Origin of the sequence: Candidatus Frankia alpina (genome assembly GCF_902806485.1) — a bacterium.
Lineage (GTDB): Bacteria > Actinomycetota > Actinomycetes > Frankiales > Frankiaceae > Frankia > Frankia alpina.
This window is the reverse complement of the sequence record NZ_CADCWT010000093.1, coordinates 1-16,303: the sequence shown is the minus strand read 5'-3', so window position 1 is coordinate 16,303 and position 16,303 is coordinate 1. Positions and strand designations below refer to the sequence as shown.

Here is a 16,303-nt window from a genome sequence, read left to right as displayed (position 1 = left end):
CTTCGCCAACAAAGTACGACACACCCCCACGAACGCCCGCAAGACTAACGGACTAGTAGATCCAGCTTGAGTCGGGTACTCAGCTATGAAAACGACATCGTGGACGAGCAACCCATAGTGCGCGATTCATTACATAAACGACAGTCGGGGCGACGAGGCGTCACCGACCGGCCGGGCAATACGGACCGGCCCGAAGCGACCGGCCGTGGACGACTCAGCCCTCAGGCATCAGCCCTCCGGCATCCGCGCAATCACCAGCAGGGTGCGAAAGGGCTCGACGACGACACCGTCGGGAAAGGCCCGCAGCATGGTCCGATGCTCGGCGTCGAGAAAGTCGTCGAGACGATCACCGATTGCCGCGACGTACGACTTGGAGCGCAGCCAGGTCAGGTAGTCGTCAATTCCGATGCGCCGGTGCCACCGCCCGGTGAGGGTGACGACCTCGCTGAAGTGCCCGGTCCAGCGCAGCTCGTCGGCGAACGGGCGGGAGCGGTATTCCCGCCGGTAGCCGGGGCTCAGCCGTTCCAGCCGTTCCTGCTGGCGCTGCCACCAGCGGAACTGCGCCGCGTCGACGTCGTTCCACCAGACGGCGACGGCGCCGCCGGGGCGCAGCACCCGCACGGCCTCCGCCGCGGCGACCGGCACGTCCACCCAGTGCCAGGCCTGCGCATAACAGACCAGGTCGGCAACCCCAGCCCGCAGCGGCAGCGCCTCCCCGTCGCCGCGCACGGCGGGCAGTCCGGGGCTGCGCTCGAGCAACCGGGCGAGCATGCTGGGGCCGGGTTCCACCGCGACGACACGCGCGCCGCGCGCACGCAGCAGCCGGGTGGCGATGCCGGTACCCGCGCCCACGTCGATGACATCGGCCCCCGCCAGCGGGCGGCCCAGAATCCTTTCGATGTCGCCGAAGACATGCTCGGGATAGCTCGGTCTGGCGGCGGCATAGGCATCGGCCAGCGGGTCGAACAACGAGCCGGTCGGGGTCCGTCCTCGGGACATGCCCTTATGGTGGCGACTAACCGCCGGCGTGTCAGCCGTAGGTGTGATGAAGTCCGGCGGCGGACGGCGCGGCGAAGTGAAGCCGGGTGAACGCGAGCGCCTCGGCGAGATCGGCCTCCCGTTGGGCGCGCGACTCGGCGCGCCGCGTGTTGATCTCGACGACGATCGTGCCGTCGAAACCCCCGGTGGCCAGCAGTTCCAGTAGTTCGGCGCACAGCTGCGTGCCGCGGCCGGGGACGAGGTGCTCGTCCTTGGCCGACCCGACGCCGTCGGCCATGTGCACGTGGACCAGCCGTTCGCCGAGGACGCCGGCCATCGCGACCGGGTCCGAGCGCGACACGCTGGTGTGCGACAGGTCGAGGGTGACGTGGGCGTAGTCGTCGTCGACCGGGGACCAGTCCGGCGCGTAGGCGGAAACCTCCCGGCCGCGGGCCCGCAGCGGGAACATGTTCTCGACCGCGAACCGCACGTCGGTCTCCCCGGCCATCCGCTCGATGCCCGTCACGAACTCCCGGGCGTAGTCGCGCTGCCAGCGGAACGGCGGGTGGACGACGACCGTCGGGGCGCCGAGCGTCTCGGCGACGGCACGAGCCCGCACCAGCTTTGCCCACGGGTCGGTGCCCCAGACCCGCTGGGTGAGCAGCAGGCACGGCGCGTGGATCGCCAGAATCGGGATGCCGTGGTAATCGACCAGCCGGCGCAGCGCCTCAGGGTCCTGGCTGACCGGATCCGTCCAGACCATGATCTCGACACCGTCGTAGCCCAGCCGTGCGGCCATCTCGAAGGCGGACGCCGTGGACTCTGGGTAGGTCGAGGCGGTGGACAGCGCTACCCGGGCGCTGGGCGGGAGGGATGCGTGGGCGGGAGCGCCGCGCGGCAGGACGACTGCCGATCGGGGGGGCCGGGCGGCCTCGGGTGCGGCCGCGACGGGGGCGGCTCGCTCCGGCGGCACCCGGGCGGGTGCCATCGCGACCGGCGGCACCGGCCACGCATCCTCACGCGACGCCTGCAAACCAACTCCCTGCCGTACGGACCGGGAACCGGCCAGCTCGGCCGTTCCCCTCATCCAGGCTAGGCCATCTTTGCGAACCCGCTCGCTCCGATGCCCGCCGGACGAGGGTGCGTAGCCCCACATCGCACGTGACAACGGCAACATCCCGTTATCGTTGCGCTACAGCGCTCCCCCCGCAACCGGACATTTACCTCTAAGTTCTACGCTGACAGCCTCCCCCGACCCGGGCTACCTTGCCTGTCCCTAGAGACAGAAAGGAAGCCGGACGCCGGCAGGAGGCTCAGGCCGAGGTGAGCCAGTCGAGACGGCGCAGGATGACGCCTTCCCGCAGTGCCCAGGGGCAGATCTCCACCTCGTCGATGCTGAACAGGTCAAGCGCCTCGGCGGCGACGACGGCGCCGGCGACGAGCTGCCCCGCCCGCGACGCCGAGACCCCCGGCAGCCCGGCCCGTTCCTCGACCGGCATCCGGGACAGCCTCGCCACGACCTCGGCGAGATCCTCGCGGCGCAGCACCCGGCGGGTGTACGGCCCGCGGCTGTAGGGCTCGGCGCCGGCGATACGCGCCAGCGAGCGGAACGTCTTCGACGTGGCCACCGCCCGGGTGTGCTCGCCCAGGTGGTAGATCGTGCCGACAACCGGCGCGATCTGCGCCCGCACGTAGCGCCGCAGCTCGGCGAACTCGGCCCGCTTGGGCGGGTCGTTGTCGGCTAGCCAGTCCCGGCTGAGCCGGCTCGCGCCCAGCGGCAGCGAGGCGACGACCTCCGGGTCCTCGTGCATGCCGGCGCCGATCTCCAGGGAGCCGCCGCCGATGTCCAGGGCCAGCAGCCGTCCGGCGCTCCAGCCGAACCAGCGCCGCACGGCCAGGAAGGTGAGCCTGGCCTCCTCCTCGCCCGGCAGGACGCGGATCGCGATCCCGGTCGCGTCCTTGACCCGATCCAGCACCTGCTCGCCGTTGATCGCGTCGCGCAGCGCCGAGGTGGCGAAGGCGGCGAGGTCGTTCACCCCGAGGGCCTCCGCCTGCTGGCGCATGTCCAGCACGCAGGCGGTCAGATCACGCTCGCCGTCGGGCCCGAGCGATCCGTCGGCGTCGAGCAGCTCGACGAGCCGCAGCGGAACCCGCACGCTGGCCGCCGGCTGCGGCTGCCCACCCCGATGGGCGTCGACGACCAGCAGATGGGCGGTGTTCGACCCGATGTCGATCACGCCGAGCCGCATCGGACCGGGATGGGGGCCCGACGGCACGGGGCTCACGCTGACCGCGGGTCGCATGGGCACGGACGGCTGCGAGCCGACGACCACCGCGACGGCCGCACCGGCCGCCGCGGCGTCCCCGACCTCCACCGCGTCCCCGACCCCCACCGCGTCTTGGGCCTTCCGGGCATCCACGGCAGCGGAACTGCCGTCCTGCACGGAGTCCGGGCCCGCCGCGGCATGCTCGGCGCGAGAGGTCGTACGGCTGGCGCCGAGCGGGAACCACCCCGTCGGACGCACGCCACCGAGCACCTGAACACCGCCCCCCTCCGGCCGCGACCTACCTGATCACGGCTCGAACTTGTAACCCAGGCCCCGCACGGTCACCAGGTGCCGCGGATTCCCGGGTTCGTGCTCAATCTTCGTCCGCAGCCTCTTGACGTGTACGTCCAGGGTCTTGGTGTCACCCACGTAGTCCGAGCCCCACACCCGGTCGATCAACTGACCCCGCGTGAGTACCCGCCCGGCATTGCGGAGGAACATCTCAAGCAGTTCGAACTCCTTGAGCGGCAGGGTGACCGCGCCGCCGTCGACCGTGACGACGTGCCGTTCGACGTCCATCCGGACCGGTCCGGCCTCCAGGGTGACCTCCGCGGCCTCCTCCGTCTCCAAGCGGCGGCGCAGCACGGCCCGAATCCGGGCCACGAGCTCACGGGCCGAGAACGGCTTGGTGACATAGTCGTCCGCGCCGAGCTCCAGGCCGAGCACCTTGTCGATCTCGCTGTCCCGAGCGGTCAACATGATGATCGGCACGCTGGACCGGCTCCGCAGCGTGCGGCACACCTCGGTGCCAGACAGGCCGGGAAGCATCAGGTCGAGCAGGACGAGATCGGCGCCGCGCCGGTCAAACTCGGCCAGCGCGCTGGGGCCGTCGCCGACGACCCCCACCTCGAAGCCCTCCCGCTCCAGCATGAAGGACAACGCATCGGAGAAGGACTCCTCGTCCTCGACCACGAGCAGCCGGGTCACCTTTTCGCTCCCCCTGTCGCATCGGACGGTCCGGCCGACCCAGACCGCTTCCTGTTCTCGGCGCGGCGGCGCGCCCCCCCGTCGGAACTGCCGCCGTCCGTGCCTCCCGAGCCGGCACCACCGGCAACGTCGGTGCCACCGGCACCGTCCGCGTCGGAGATCTCAGGTCCGGTCCTCGCTGGAGCGCGGCGCTCCCCGAAGGTGAACGATCGCAGCACACCGGTGAACAGCGGCAGCCGCAGGGTGAACGTGGAACCCGTGCCCTCCACGCTCCACACGGTCACCGACCCGCCGTGATTGGTGGCGATGTGCTTGACGATCGCGAGGCCGAGTCCCGTCCCGCCCGTCGCCCGGGAGCGAGCCGGGTCCGCGCGGTAGAACCGCTCGAAGACCCGCTCGAGGTCCTTCTCCGCGATCCCGATACCCTCGTCGGCGACCGAGATCTCGACGGTCGTCCCACTGCGGCGTACGCCGAGCACCACCCGGGTCCCGTGCGGCGAGTAACTGATCGCGTTGTCCAGGAGGTTCGCCACCGCGGTGACGAGCTGGTTCTCGTCACCGCGCACCCGCAGCTCACCGTCGCCGATCACTGCGATGGAGATTGCCTGTGCCTGGGCGACGAGCCGGGTGCGGTCGACCGCCTCGGCGAGCAGCCCGGCCGTCGCCAGCGGCCGCAGATCGGGCAGCGGCTCGGCACCCTGCAGCCGGGACAGATCGATGATTTCCTGCACCAGCCTGGCGAGCCGCGCCGACTCGTGGGTCATGCGGGAGGCGAACCGGCGCACGGCCACCGGGTCCTCGCTTGCCGCGGCGACCGCCTCTGCGAGGACGTGCAGAGCGCCGACCGGGGTCTTGAGCTCATGGCTGATGTTGGCGACGAAATCCCGGCGCACCGCCTCGACGCGACGCGACTCCGTAATGTCATCCAGAATGACGGCGACATGACCGGACGAGTCCAGCAGACGGGCCCGGGCGCGGACGGCAACGCCCTCCTGGTCGGGCCGGGGCCGGGTCAGCGGCGGCTCGGGCACCGGCGGCAGGTCGATCTGGCGCTCCCGGTCGCTGCCCGCCCCGCGGGTCGCCCGCACCAGCTCGGCCAGTTCCGCCACCGCGAGTTCGTCGGAGTCGACCACGCCCATCCGCCTCGCGACCGTGTTGACCAGGACAACCCGGTCGGTGGAATCCAGGACCAGCAGACCGGTCGGCAGGCCGGAGATGACCCGACGGACCAGCTTCGCGGGCAGCATCGATCCGCCGTCCGCACCCCCGTCTGGGCCGGTCGACACACTGCTGCTGCCGGGTACCACCGTCATCGTCCATCCATCGTCTCGGGCCACTCTGTGGGCGGGGGCGGCTCGGTGGGCGGGGGCAGCTCGGTGTGGTGTGCGCCGGTTGTCATGGCATCCGCCGACCTGTCACCCACTCGCCGCATGCTAGGTGCCCGCATGCCTTCTGGGCATCGCTCCGCAAGCCTCCACCGCCGATGGTTGCCAGTTGTTCATCGGACCTATCGTCGATGTTCACCGGACCGCGAGAGGCGCACATCATCGTCGAGGTTTACCGCGACACAGCTCCCCCCATCGCGATCGCGGCGATTCGTCCCAATAGTTCGGTCCGAGCCCCGCTCCATCGCAGAGCGCCACTCCACAGCCGGTTCCCACCCCACAGCCGGTTCCACCCCACAGCCGTCACTCGGCCCACCAGCGAAGAGAAGGAGCCGTCCGTGCGGGACGCCTTCACCGACGAACTCGAAAGCATCAACCAGTCCCTGATCGAGATGACCAACCTGGTCGCCTCGGCCATGGCCCGGGCGACGACCGCTCTCCTCGACGCCGACCTCCAGCTCGCCGAGAACGTCATCAGCGGAGACGAGACGGTAGATCTGCTGCGCAACGAGATCGAGGAGCGCGCGTTCGACGTCATGGCGCGCCAGGCACCCGTCGCCACCGACCTGCGGATGATGGTCACCACGCTGCGAATCGTCGCCGATCTGGAACGGATGGGTGACCTGGCGCTGCACGTGGCCAAGGTGGCGCGCCGCCGGTACCCCGGGCGGGCGGTCCCGCCGGAGCTGCGGGGTACCCTGCTGGAGATGGGCCAGGTCGCGCAGCGCATCGTCGCGAAGGCCGGCTCGGTGATCGCCAGCCGCGACACCGAGCTCGCCAAGCAGCTCGAGGCGGACGACGACGCGATGGACGGGCTGCACCGCACCCTGTTCCACGTGCTGATCGAGAAGCCCTGGCCGCATGGCATGGAGGCCGCGATCGACATCACCCTCTGCGGGCGCTACTACGAACGGTACGCCGACCACGCGGTCTCCGTGGCCCGCCGGGTCATCTACCTGGTCACCGGGGAGATCACCACGTCCTGACCGGTGCGCACCGGCCGGCAGCTCCGCCGGGACGACGGGCCAGGCCCGCGCGCCTGTCGCGGGCCTGGAGGCTGACCATCGTTACTTCTTGCCCTGCACGGCGACAGCGGCCGCCGCGCTCGCGGCGGCATCCGGGTCAAGGTATCCCGAGCTCAGCACACCCAGGTTGTCGTCGAGCTCGTAGCGCAACGGGATGCCGGTCGGGATGTTGAGCCCGGCGATGTCGGTGTCGCTGATGTGATCGAGATGCTTGACCAGGGCCCGCAGCGAGTTGCCGTGCGCGGCGACCAGTACCGTGCGGCCGGCCCGCAGGTCGGGCACGATCTCGTCGTACCAGTAGGGCAGCATCCGGGCGACGACGTCGGCGAGGCACTCGGTGCGCGGGATGAGGTCGGGGGCGAGGTCGGCGTAGCGCTCGTCCACCCCGCTGGCCTGCTCCGGACCGATCTCCGGCGGCGGCGTGTCATACGAGCGGCGCCAGAGCTGAAACTGCTCCTCGCCGAACTTCTCCAGCGTCTCGGCCTTGTTCAGGCCCTGCAGGCCGCCGTAGTGCCGTTCGTTCAGGCGCCAGCTCCGGCGGACCGGTACCCAGGTCCGCCCGGCGGCGTCCAGCGCCAGCCAGGCGGTGCGGATCGCCCTGGTCAGCAGGGACGTGTGCACCACGTCCGGGAGGAGACCGGCCTCGAGCAGCAGTTCCCCGCCGCGGGTGGCCTCCTTCAGGCCCTCCTCGGACAGGTCGACGTCCACCCAGCCGGTGAACAGGTTCTCGCGGTTCCAGTTGCTCTCACCGTGGCGGAGCAGAACAAGGGTCGGCATATCCGAGATCCTGCCTGCTGGCCCGGGCCCTCGGCCAGCATTGCCGGTTCCTGCCGCCGGCCGGATCGCCGCCGGTCGCGGCCGGGACCGAGCGACGCCGACGCCCCACCGAAGGGGCCAGCCAAGATCTTCTGGCCCGGAAAATGAAGCGACCCCCGGGCGCTCCGCCGCCGCAGAAGCGGTGGCGGTCCGTCGGGACTTGTCGACGGCGCCCGGGGGTCGGGTGATCTGCCTGGTACTCGCCGGTGCCGGTGCCCGTGGGGGCCACCCGGCTAGAGGTGAGGACCACGAGACCGGCTAGCGGACAGTCACCTCACGAGTCCTATGAGCATACAAAGTGTGGACCACCTCCCTTCTCGTGTACCGCAGACGCTACGCGGCCGGGCGGCCACCTCGCAACGGCTTTTTCGGTCGCGTCGATGGGACGCTCGCAACACTCCTGGCGGGAACACGGCAAGCCACCGCCCGCTGAGACACCCGTGATACCGGCCGTCGGAATAACCTGGTCGCACCCCGCATCGAATGATCACGTCTGCCCGGCCGGGCGGTGGACGGCGGCGTGGGGCCCGCGCGGCGACCTAGACTCAACGCCATGAGCGCTGGGTCGACCCCGAGCACCGAAGCCATCCGATCCCCGCTGCTCGACCTGCCCGGCGCGGTGCCGGCGGCCGGCGACGACGCGGCGGTCGCCGCCCACTACGGCGACCCGCTGCGGGAACAGCGCGCGCTGCGCGACGGCGCCGCCCTCGTCGACCGGTCGCACCGCGAGGTGGTGCGCATCGGCGGCCCGGACCGGCTCTCCTGGCTGCACAGCATCACCTCCCAGCACCTGTCCGGGCTGGGCGCGATGCGGGGCAGCGAGGCGCTGGTGCTGTCCCCGCAGGGTCATGTCGAACACCATCTCGTCCTCGCCGACGACGGCGCAGCCACCTGGGTGGACGTCGAACCCGGCACCGCCGCCGAGCTGCTGCGCTACCTGGAGTCGATGCGCTTCCTGCTCCGGGTCGAGCCGACGGACGTCAGCACGGGCACAGCCGTGCTCAGCGTGCTCGGGCCGGCCGCGGTGCCCACCGTCACCGCGGCCCTCGGCAGTGCCGACCTGAACCTGCCCGAGCCGCTCACCACCGAGCCGACCGGTACGCCGGTCACCGGCCCCTACTCGGTAGCCAGAACCGCAGACGGCATCCTGGTGCGCCGGATGGCGTACGGCGTGGATCTGCTCGTCGACCGGGCGACCCTCGCGGCAACGGCGCAGCGGCTACTCGCCGCCGGCACGGTGCCCGCCGGGCTGTCCGCGTTCGACGCCGCGCGGATCGCCGCCCGCCGGCCGCGACTGGGCCGGGAGACCGACCATCGCACGATCCCGCACGAGGTGGGCTGGCTCGCTGGCGCCGTGCACCTGGACAAGGGGTGCTATCGCGGCCAGGAGACGGTGGCCCGAGTGCATAATCTGGGCCGCCCGCCGCGCCGGCTCGTCCTGCTTCACCTCGACGGCGCGGTGGCCGCCCCGGGCTCGGCGGTGACGGCCGACGGGCGTGAGGTCGGCTTCGTCGGCACCTCCGAGATGCACGAGGAGCTGGGCCCCATCGCCCTGGCGATCGTGAAGCGTTCGGTGCCGGTGGGCACCGCCCTCGTCGTCACCGACCTCGACGGTGCCCAGGTCGCCGCCGCGATCGACCCGGACGCCGACGAGGCGGCGGCCGCACCGAAGCGCCCGGCGGGCCGGCTGCTGCGTTCCTCCTGACACTCCTGATGTCCGCTCAGACGGTGCGGGAGAGGGCCTGGTCGAGTTCGCGCGCCTCCGGATCGGCGCTGTGCCGGCGCAGCCGGCGCCGCAGCTCGTCGGCCCGGCGGGCGTTGCGCTTGGAGCGGGTCGCCTCCAGCATTGGCATCGCTTCCCGGGTCAGCGAGCAGCCCTGCTCGACGTTGCCCAGGTCGATCTGGACGGCGGCCCGACGCAGCAGGTAGGTCGCCCGGTCCCGGGCTCGCGAGGTCGGCAGGATCGTCAGGGACCGCTCCAGCCACCGGTCGGCCTGCGCGAGGTGGCCGAGATCGATGTAGCAGCTGCCAATCTGGGCCTGGTACTCGCCCTCGTCGAAGTAGTCCGCCCAGGCCGGGTCCTCGGGCTGGGCAGCTTCCATCGCCTTCTCCGATCGGGCCAGCGCCTCCGCGCAGGCGCTGGCCTCGCCGAGCGCGGCGTGGGCGCGGGCGCGACGCATGTGCAGCATGGCGCCGACCCGGCCGGACTCGCCGCCGATACTGTTCACGGCCGCCTCCGCAAGATCCACGGCCTCCCGCGGGCGGGCGAAGTCGACGCATTGCAGGGACATGTTCTTCAGCACGTTCGCGCCGAGCATCCGGTCACCGCCGGCGTGCGCGGAGTGCAACGCGGTGATCCAGTAACGCTGGGCGGCGGTCTGGAAGCCGGCGTCGAAGGAGACCCAGCCGGCGAACCGGGCGAGCTCGGCCGCGACCACGTGCAGATGCCGGCCGACCTGCTCGGTGTAGGACCCGCGGACCAGCAGGTCCGCCACTACCCCGAGCTTGGCGTCGGCCAGGCGCCGGACGCTCTCGCCGCCGAGGCGCTCGTCCATCACCCGCAGGCCGGGGATGTTGTGTTCGATCTGATTGACGATCTGGTCGTCAACCCGTCCGCCGATCAGCGCGGCGGACAGCCGGCTGGGCTCCAGGCCGAGCCACTGTGTCGCGAGCTCCGCGACACCGACTCCGGTGATCGTCAGGAAGCCACGTCGGTCGGACAGGGCGTCCTCGACGATATCCATGATCGACGTGATGCTACCGGTCGGCGTCCACGGGTACTCGGTGCGCACGGCGTCGCCGGTCGGCAGCCACGCCGGCCACGGATGTGACTCCAGCCGGTCGTTCGGCACGCCGAGTTCAGCTGCGAGCGCAAGCTGGGAGACCCGGTCCGGGATGACGCCGCGGTGCTCCCACCGCCAGACTTTCTGCCGCTCGGCAGCCATGTTCGCCACCCCGAGATCACGGGCGCGACGAGCCACCACGCGGGCCAGTCGCTGGTAGGACCAACCACGCTGCAAGCGGACGAATGCAAGCGGATGAGTGCAGGCGTGCGCGTTGTCCGTCAGCATCGACGATCTCCTCGAGTCGGAACTCCTGGGCAATTCTGTGAGCGCCCACTGACGCCATGTCGCGACATCTTGGTGTCCATAGTGATGACCCCGGTGCGATGCGTGCACAGAGGTCACGTCCGGACCACTGGCGGCCTTGATTGCACGGGTGTCGACGGAACTGCCCGGGTATCCGGGCGTAATGTCCATTTCTCGAACGACGCGATCCCGCAACCACGACCTGGGGCATTGCCCAGCCGATACAGGCACGGACACCGCAGGTGGCGCATCTCGGTCATACCCGCCTATCCTGACAAATACCATACGAACCATCCGAGGGGTGGGACCCGGTTGGACACCGTCCGCGCGACGGGTGTTTGACAGACAGCAAAGCATATAAAGACGCCCGCCGTCACCCATCCTCTGAAACGCCGCCGCTCGCAGCCAGAATCCGGATTAATCGCAATCCGATTAACCGATGACGGCGATTCAGGGTCGCGCTACCTGTCGCTCCCGTTAAAGCGCGGGCAGCCAGGATCTCGGCGGCGAACGGCGATCGCGCCGAGGGTTGGCCACGGTTTCCAGCCAGCCCCTCATGGTTTCCGTCTTCTTGTCACTTTTTGTGACGCGCAGCGGAGTGGGCGAGGCTACGGATGCATGGGAGAGCGCCTATCTGGTTCTTCTATAGGGTTCGGCGTCCGATTTGTCCCTACAGAAGAGCCAGTCGGCGCTGCTCCCCTGCACCCGACCGCCACCCCGCCGCCCTCACCCACCTCACCGACTACCAGCAGTAACGATCACGCCCAGCCCTCACCGGCAACGAACAGATGAGCGGCTGCCCAGCTCAGGCAGAGGCTGACCGATCAGGGGAGGTCGAGGCGGTCCCCGCCGGGCCCGAAGAAGGTAAGCGCAGAAGTAGGGGCACGGAGCACCACGGGGTCGCCGGGGGTCAGGTGAATGCCGGCGTCCACCCGGACGGCGAGCACGCCGGCGCCGGTGCGGACGTGGACGGTCCGCTCGGCCCCAAGCCGCTCAGAGACGAGGACCTCGCCGGAAAGCCTCAGTTCGCCGGAACCAAAGCCAAAGCCCGAGTTGGAGCCAAAGCCCGAGTTGGAGGAGTTGGAGTCGGAGTTGAAGCCGGGAGCCGGCCGGCCGCCGGCAGCGGGACGGATCACGACAGCGCCACCAGCCGACGAGCTCGCGTCCCTCGGCGGCGCGGGGCGGTCGGGCTGCCCGGGCACGTCGACCTCCCGGGTGCCGGCGTCCAGGGTGAGGTGTTCGGGCCGGACGCCGAAGGCGGCCGCGCCCGCGGGTGCGGGCAGGTCGAAGCCCTCGGCCCGAAGACGGCCGTCGTGCCAGTGACCGTCCCAGACGTTCATCGGTGGGCTGCCGACGAAGGCGGCGACGAAGCGGGTGGCGGGCCGATCGTAGATCTCGTCGGGGGTGCCGATCTGCTGCAGCCGGCCCTCCCCGAGGACGGCGATGTGATCTCCCACCGCCATGGCCTCGGCCTGGTCGTGGGTGACGAACAGCGCGGTGGTACCGAGGCTGCGCAGCAGGCCGACGATCTCAACCCGCAGTTCGACCCGGAGTTGGGCGTCGAGGCCGGACATGGGCTCGTCGAGGAGGACGACGCGCGCGCGGGTGGCCAGCGCCCGGCCGATCGCGACCCGCTGACGCTGGCCGCCGGACATCTGCGCGGGCCGGCGGCCGGCGAGTTCGGCGATGCCGAGCATGGCGAGTGTTTCCCGCGCCCTGGCCGCGGCGGCCGTCTTCGGCAGGCCCCGACCGTGGCGCAGGGCGAGCGTCAGGTTGTCCAACGCGGATTTGTGCGGATAAAGGGCGAAATGCTGGAACACCATGGAGACGTCCCGGCGATGCGGCGGGACGCCGAGCTGGCTGACTCCGTCGAAGCGCAGGTCGCCGGTGGTCGGCTCGTCCAGCCCGGCGCAGATCCGCAGCAGCGTCGACTTTCCCGAGCCCGACGGCCCGAGCAGCGCGACGATCTCCCCGGGGGCGACGGTGAGCGAGACCTCGCGCAGCGCGTGCACGGAGCCGAACGATCGGCTAATCCGGTCGAACTCGATCGGCACGCCGGTGACCGTTTCGAGCCGGGGAACGGACCGGTCCTGCACCGGGGCGCTCAACGGGTCAGCTCCACGGCTTCGGCCTGCGCAGCGGCCAGCGTCTTCGCCGGGTCCTCGCCCTTGACGATGCGCACCACCTGGTCGGACAGTGCGCTCGGCAGCTCACCGCCGCGGGCCCCGCCCCACACCGGCGCCTTGACCAGCGAGCCGGTGAGCTCGAGGAACGGCTTGAGCTGCGGGTAGGTGTCGTAGAACGAGCCGAGCTGGCTGACGGCCTGGGTGTCCACCGGGATGTAGCTGAGCGCCTCGGTGCTGGCCACGACGACATCCGGGGACAGCAGGGAGACGACCAGCTCGGTAGCCATCTCCTGCTGGCAGCGGTCGGTGGCCAGGACGGTCAGCGCGTTTCCGCCGGCGACCGGGTGCTGGCTGCCGCCGGGCAGGGTCGGGAACGGGATCGCGCCGGCACGGAAACCGTTCGCTCCCTGACCTGCGATGAACTTCAGGCCGCCGGCCAGCGAGGCGACGGTGACCGCCGTCATCGCGGTCTGCTTACGGATGCCGAAGCGCAGCAGCCCCTGCTGGGTCGGGTCGGCGGACTGCGGGCCGTAGGTGCCCGCCTTCGCCAGGAACGCCGCGGCCTCGCGCGCCGCCGGGGTGGTCAGCGCCGGCCGGCCGGCCGCGTCCTGGATCGGGGTGCCCTTGGAGCTGGCGAGCGTGTTGAGGATCCACTGCCCGAACTGCTGGCCGGTCGGCAGGTCGGTCGGCTGGACATTCTGACCGGATGCTTTGATCTTGTCCGCGGCGGCGATCACACCGTCGGTGGTCGTGAGGGTGGTGGGATCGACGCCGGCCTTGGTCAGGACGTCGAGATTGTAGACCAGCGCCAGCGAGGAGACCTGCTGCGGGATCCCGATCTGCTTCCCGCCGACGGTGCCGAGGCCGAGCAGGCGCTGGTCGTAGGAGGCGCGCAGCAGGTGCGGGGAGAGCTCCTGGGCGCCGAGCTCGCGGGCGAAGACCGGCAGCAGGTCGAAACTGGCGACCGCGACGTCGACGGAACGGCCCGCCGACCGGTCGGCGCTGATCTGCTGGACGAGCGCGGTGTAGTCGGGGGCGGACGTGTTCAGGTCGACGGTGAGGCCGGGATGGGCCCTCTCCATATACGCCTTGCCCGATTTGGCCACGTCGTTGAGGGTGCCGACGGCCGCCATCCGCAGGGTCTTCACCTTGGCCGCGCATTCGGGGGACGCGGTGGCGCCGGCCACGTTGTCGACGCCCGCGGCGGCAGAACGCGCGGTGGGGCGCAGGCTCTCGGCGGGGTTCGCCGGGCCGGAGTCACCGCCTCCGCCGCACGCCGTCAACGTGAGCATGGTGACCGTCACGGTCAGCGGCAGCAGGCGGCGGATGCGGATCACGCGTTCTCCCTCTCAGGCACCGGCGCCCGTGCCGGTGATCCCGGCGGCGAGGCGGCGTTGGGCGACGACGAAAACGGCCAGTGACGGCAGGCTGATGATCAGTGCCGCGGCGGCGAGCTCGGCGAAATCGGGGATGACCGACGAGGAGTCCGTCATCAGCCGGGCGAGCGCGAGCGGTGGGGTGGCGATGCCGGGCGATCGGGCGACCAACAGCGGCCACAGGTACTCGTTGTAGGAGAGCAGGAAGCTGAACACGGACACCGATGCGATCGCCGGCGCCGCGAGCGGCACGATGATCGAGCGTAGCGTCCGCCAGGTACCCAGCCCGTCCATCCGCGCAGCGTCGAGAACCGCGTCCGGAATCGTGCTCATGTACTGGCGCAGCATGAAAATCATGCCGGCGTGGGTCATGAACGGAAGCACCAGGCCGACGCGGGTGTCGGCGAAGCCCAGTGCGGAGATCGTCACGTAGTTCGGCACGGCGGTGACCTGGGCGGGCACCAGCAGCGTGGCCAGCACCACGGCGAACAGGGCGCTGCGCCCGCGAAAACGCATGCAGGCGAACGCGTAGGCGGCCGGGACGGCCGTGGCGAGCTGAAGCGCGAGGATCGCGAGGCTGACCCCGACCCCGGTGAGCAGCGCGGGTCCGAGGTCACCGGCGTGCCAGGCCTGGTCGAACGAGTCGAACTGCACCCGCGACGGGATGGGGTTGGAGTCCAGCGCGAGGGCGGACTGCGGCGGTCCGATCGCGGTCCGCAGCATCCAGACGAACGGCAGGACCGCGGCCACGATGCCGACGGTGAGCAGGGCGAGGCGCGCGAGGGTCCCGACGCCGGGCAGCCGGCGCCGCGGGCGCGCCGCGGCCGGCGTGGAGGGGGGCGGGCCGCGGTGCCCGGCCGGGGCGGATGGGTCGGCCGCAGCCGGGGCGTTGCTGCTGGTTCCGGCGCTCACGCGGCGGCCTCCCGCGCTCGCCACAGCCGCCGGCCGAGCAACGCGCCGCCGGCCCCGAACGCCACGATGACGACGAGCAGCAGCAGCGCGATCATCGAGGCGTAGCCGATACGGAACGATCCGGTGAAACCGACCTCGTAAATGTAGTAGATGATGGTCGTACTCGAATCCAGCGGGTCGCCCTTGGTGAGGACCGCGACCGTCTCGAAGGTCTGCAGCGTCAGGATCGTCACGAAGACACCCAGGAAGATCGTGGTCGGCGCGAGCAGCGGCAGGGTGATGTGGCGCAGCCGGGCGAACCCGCGGATCCCGTCGACGTCGGCCGCCTCGTAGACGGAGCCCGGGATGGCGGTCAGGCCGGCCAGGTAGACGATGAACACGAAGCTGGTCAGCCGCCAGGCTCCGACCAGGGCGACCACCGGCAACGCGGTCGAGGTGTCGCCGAGCCAGTCGACCGGCGCCACCCCGAACAGGCCCACGACCGTGTTCGCGAACCCGTCGGGGCTGCTGTCGAACATGTACGCGAACACCACCGCCATGGCGACGATGTTCGCGCTGACCGGCAGGAACAGCGCGAAGCGGACGAGGGCGCGGCCGTGGGCCACCCGTTCCGCGGCCAGCGCCAGCGCCAGCGCCAGCGCGATCGCGACCGCGGGGATGACCGTGATGAGGCAGTACACGAGGGTGTTGCGCACGGCGCCGGCGAGGTCGGCGTCGGAGAAGGCGGTGCGTGCGTTCGCCGTGCCCACCCAGTCGAAACTCGGACCGGTCAGCGTCTTGTCGGTCCCCGCGATAAGGGCCGAGACCAGGGCGGGCCCGATGACGAAGACCCCGAGCCCGACGAACGCAGGAGACAACAACGCGCCGACTCGCCAACCCACCCGGCTGCCGCCCATCCCACTCATCACGGTTACGCATCTTGGCCCCACCCAAGACCGGGCGCCTAGACCGGGGTCGGGCCACCGAATGAACAACCGGTGCCTTCCAGTGACCTTCCGAACAAGCAGCCGCCCCGCGGGGCCCCGCAACAGCGGGCGGACGGGCGCGTGGACCGACCCACCAGCCGACGTCGCCGGCCCGCATCCTCCGGATCCCGGCGTGTCGCGGCGGCGCTGGCACCGATTCATGGTGTTCGGATACGTGGCGGCCGTCCCCTCCGCGGCCGACGCCTGCAACAATGACAGGAAACGTCAGTCGATCTTCGGGAACACGATGAGTGACCGCAGCAAATCCGACCGAGTATCCGCCTGGGGGCGTGTCACCGAGGACGGCACCGTCTTCGTTCGCACGGCGAGCGGTGAGCGCGCCGTCGGATCGTGGCGGGCCGGGAGCCCCGGTGAGG

General features: G+C 70.9%; 13 protein-coding genes and 1 pseudogene. 3 read left to right on the top strand and 11 right to left on the bottom strand.

The window, feature by feature from the left end:
- Positions 1-228 precede the first annotated feature (228 nt).
- From G6R25_RS12140 to G6R25_RS12120, 5 genes are all read right to left on the bottom strand, one after another.
- Positions 229-999 carry a class I SAM-dependent methyltransferase gene (locus G6R25_RS12140; RefSeq protein ID WP_136449500.1) on the bottom strand — a complete coding sequence of 257 codons (771 nt, stop codon included), beginning with the start codon at positions 997-999 and terminating at the stop codon, positions 229-231.
- Positions 1,000-1,030: 31 nt separating this feature from the next.
- On the bottom strand, positions 1,031-1,966 hold the full coding sequence (locus G6R25_RS12135) for a sugar phosphate isomerase/epimerase family protein (RefSeq protein WP_163553059.1): 936 nt from the start codon (positions 1,964-1,966) through the stop codon (positions 1,031-1,033).
- Positions 1,967-2,291: 325 nt separating this feature from the next.
- Positions 2,292-3,503: a Ppx/GppA family phosphatase gene (locus G6R25_RS12130; RefSeq protein ID WP_473246895.1), complete on the bottom strand. Its 1,212-nt coding sequence runs from the start codon at positions 3,501-3,503 to the stop codon at positions 2,292-2,294.
- Positions 3,504-3,551: 48 nt separating this feature from the next.
- Positions 3,552-4,232: a response regulator transcription factor gene (locus G6R25_RS12125; RefSeq protein WP_136448235.1), complete on the bottom strand. Its 681-nt coding sequence runs from the start codon at positions 4,230-4,232 to the stop codon at positions 3,552-3,554.
- The gene (locus tag G6R25_RS12120; RefSeq protein ID WP_163553056.1) at positions 4,229-5,545 is read right to left on the bottom strand and encodes a sensor histidine kinase; all 1,317 of its coding nucleotides are present in this window, start codon (positions 5,543-5,545) and stop codon (positions 4,229-4,231) included. The genes G6R25_RS12125 and G6R25_RS12120 overlap by 4 nt, the downstream gene beginning before the upstream one ends.
- A 410-nt stretch (positions 5,546-5,955) precedes the next feature.
- Between G6R25_RS12120 and phoU the strand changes: the two genes are divergently transcribed.
- Positions 5,956-6,603: a phosphate signaling complex protein PhoU gene (gene phoU, locus G6R25_RS12115; RefSeq protein ID WP_163553055.1), complete on the top strand. Its 648-nt coding sequence runs from the start codon at positions 5,956-5,958 to the stop codon at positions 6,601-6,603.
- An 81-nt stretch (positions 6,604-6,684) separates the two neighbouring features.
- Here phoU and G6R25_RS12110 read toward each other — a convergent pair whose 3' ends face one another.
- Positions 6,685-7,419, bottom strand: a complete 735-nt coding sequence (locus G6R25_RS12110) for a phosphoglyceromutase (protein ID WP_163553054.1) — start codon at positions 7,417-7,419, stop codon at positions 6,685-6,687.
- 592 nt (positions 7,420-8,011) lie between these two features.
- Here G6R25_RS12110 and ygfZ point away from each other — a divergent pair.
- On the top strand, positions 8,012-9,163 hold the full coding sequence (gene ygfZ, locus G6R25_RS12105) for a CAF17-like 4Fe-4S cluster assembly/insertion protein YgfZ (protein ID WP_163553053.1): 1,152 nt from the start codon (positions 8,012-8,014) through the stop codon (positions 9,161-9,163).
- A 16-nt stretch (positions 9,164-9,179) separates the two neighbouring features.
- Here ygfZ and G6R25_RS12100 read toward each other — a convergent pair whose 3' ends face one another.
- The 5 genes from G6R25_RS12100 to G6R25_RS12080 form a co-directional block, all read right to left on the bottom strand.
- Entirely contained in the window at positions 9,180-10,529 is a 1,350-nt protein-coding gene (locus G6R25_RS12100; protein WP_163553052.1) for an NsdA family TPR-like regulatory protein, read from the bottom strand.
- 842 nt (positions 10,530-11,371) lie between these two features.
- Entirely contained in the window at positions 11,372-12,655 is a 1,284-nt protein-coding gene (locus G6R25_RS12095; RefSeq protein WP_163553051.1) for an ABC transporter ATP-binding protein, read from the bottom strand.
- Positions 12,652-14,010: an extracellular solute-binding protein gene (locus G6R25_RS12090; RefSeq protein ID WP_163553050.1), complete on the bottom strand. Its 1,359-nt coding sequence runs from the start codon at positions 14,008-14,010 to the stop codon at positions 12,652-12,654. The genes G6R25_RS12095 and G6R25_RS12090 overlap by 4 nt, the downstream gene beginning before the upstream one ends.
- 12 nt (positions 14,011-14,022) lie before the next feature.
- A complete protein-coding gene (locus tag G6R25_RS12085; RefSeq protein ID WP_163553049.1) occupies positions 14,023-14,961 on the bottom strand; it encodes a carbohydrate ABC transporter permease in 939 nt (312 codons plus the stop codon).
- Entirely contained in the window at positions 14,958-15,866 is a 909-nt protein-coding gene (locus G6R25_RS12080) for a carbohydrate ABC transporter permease (protein ID WP_163553058.1), read from the bottom strand. The genes G6R25_RS12085 and G6R25_RS12080 overlap by 4 nt, the downstream gene beginning before the upstream one ends.
- A 220-nt stretch (positions 15,867-16,086) precedes the next feature.
- On the opposite strand from G6R25_RS12080, the pseudogene G6R25_RS25175 reads away from it, so the two are divergent.
- Positions 16,087-16,303, top strand: a pseudogene (locus G6R25_RS25175) (DUF349 domain-containing protein); the annotation flags it as partial.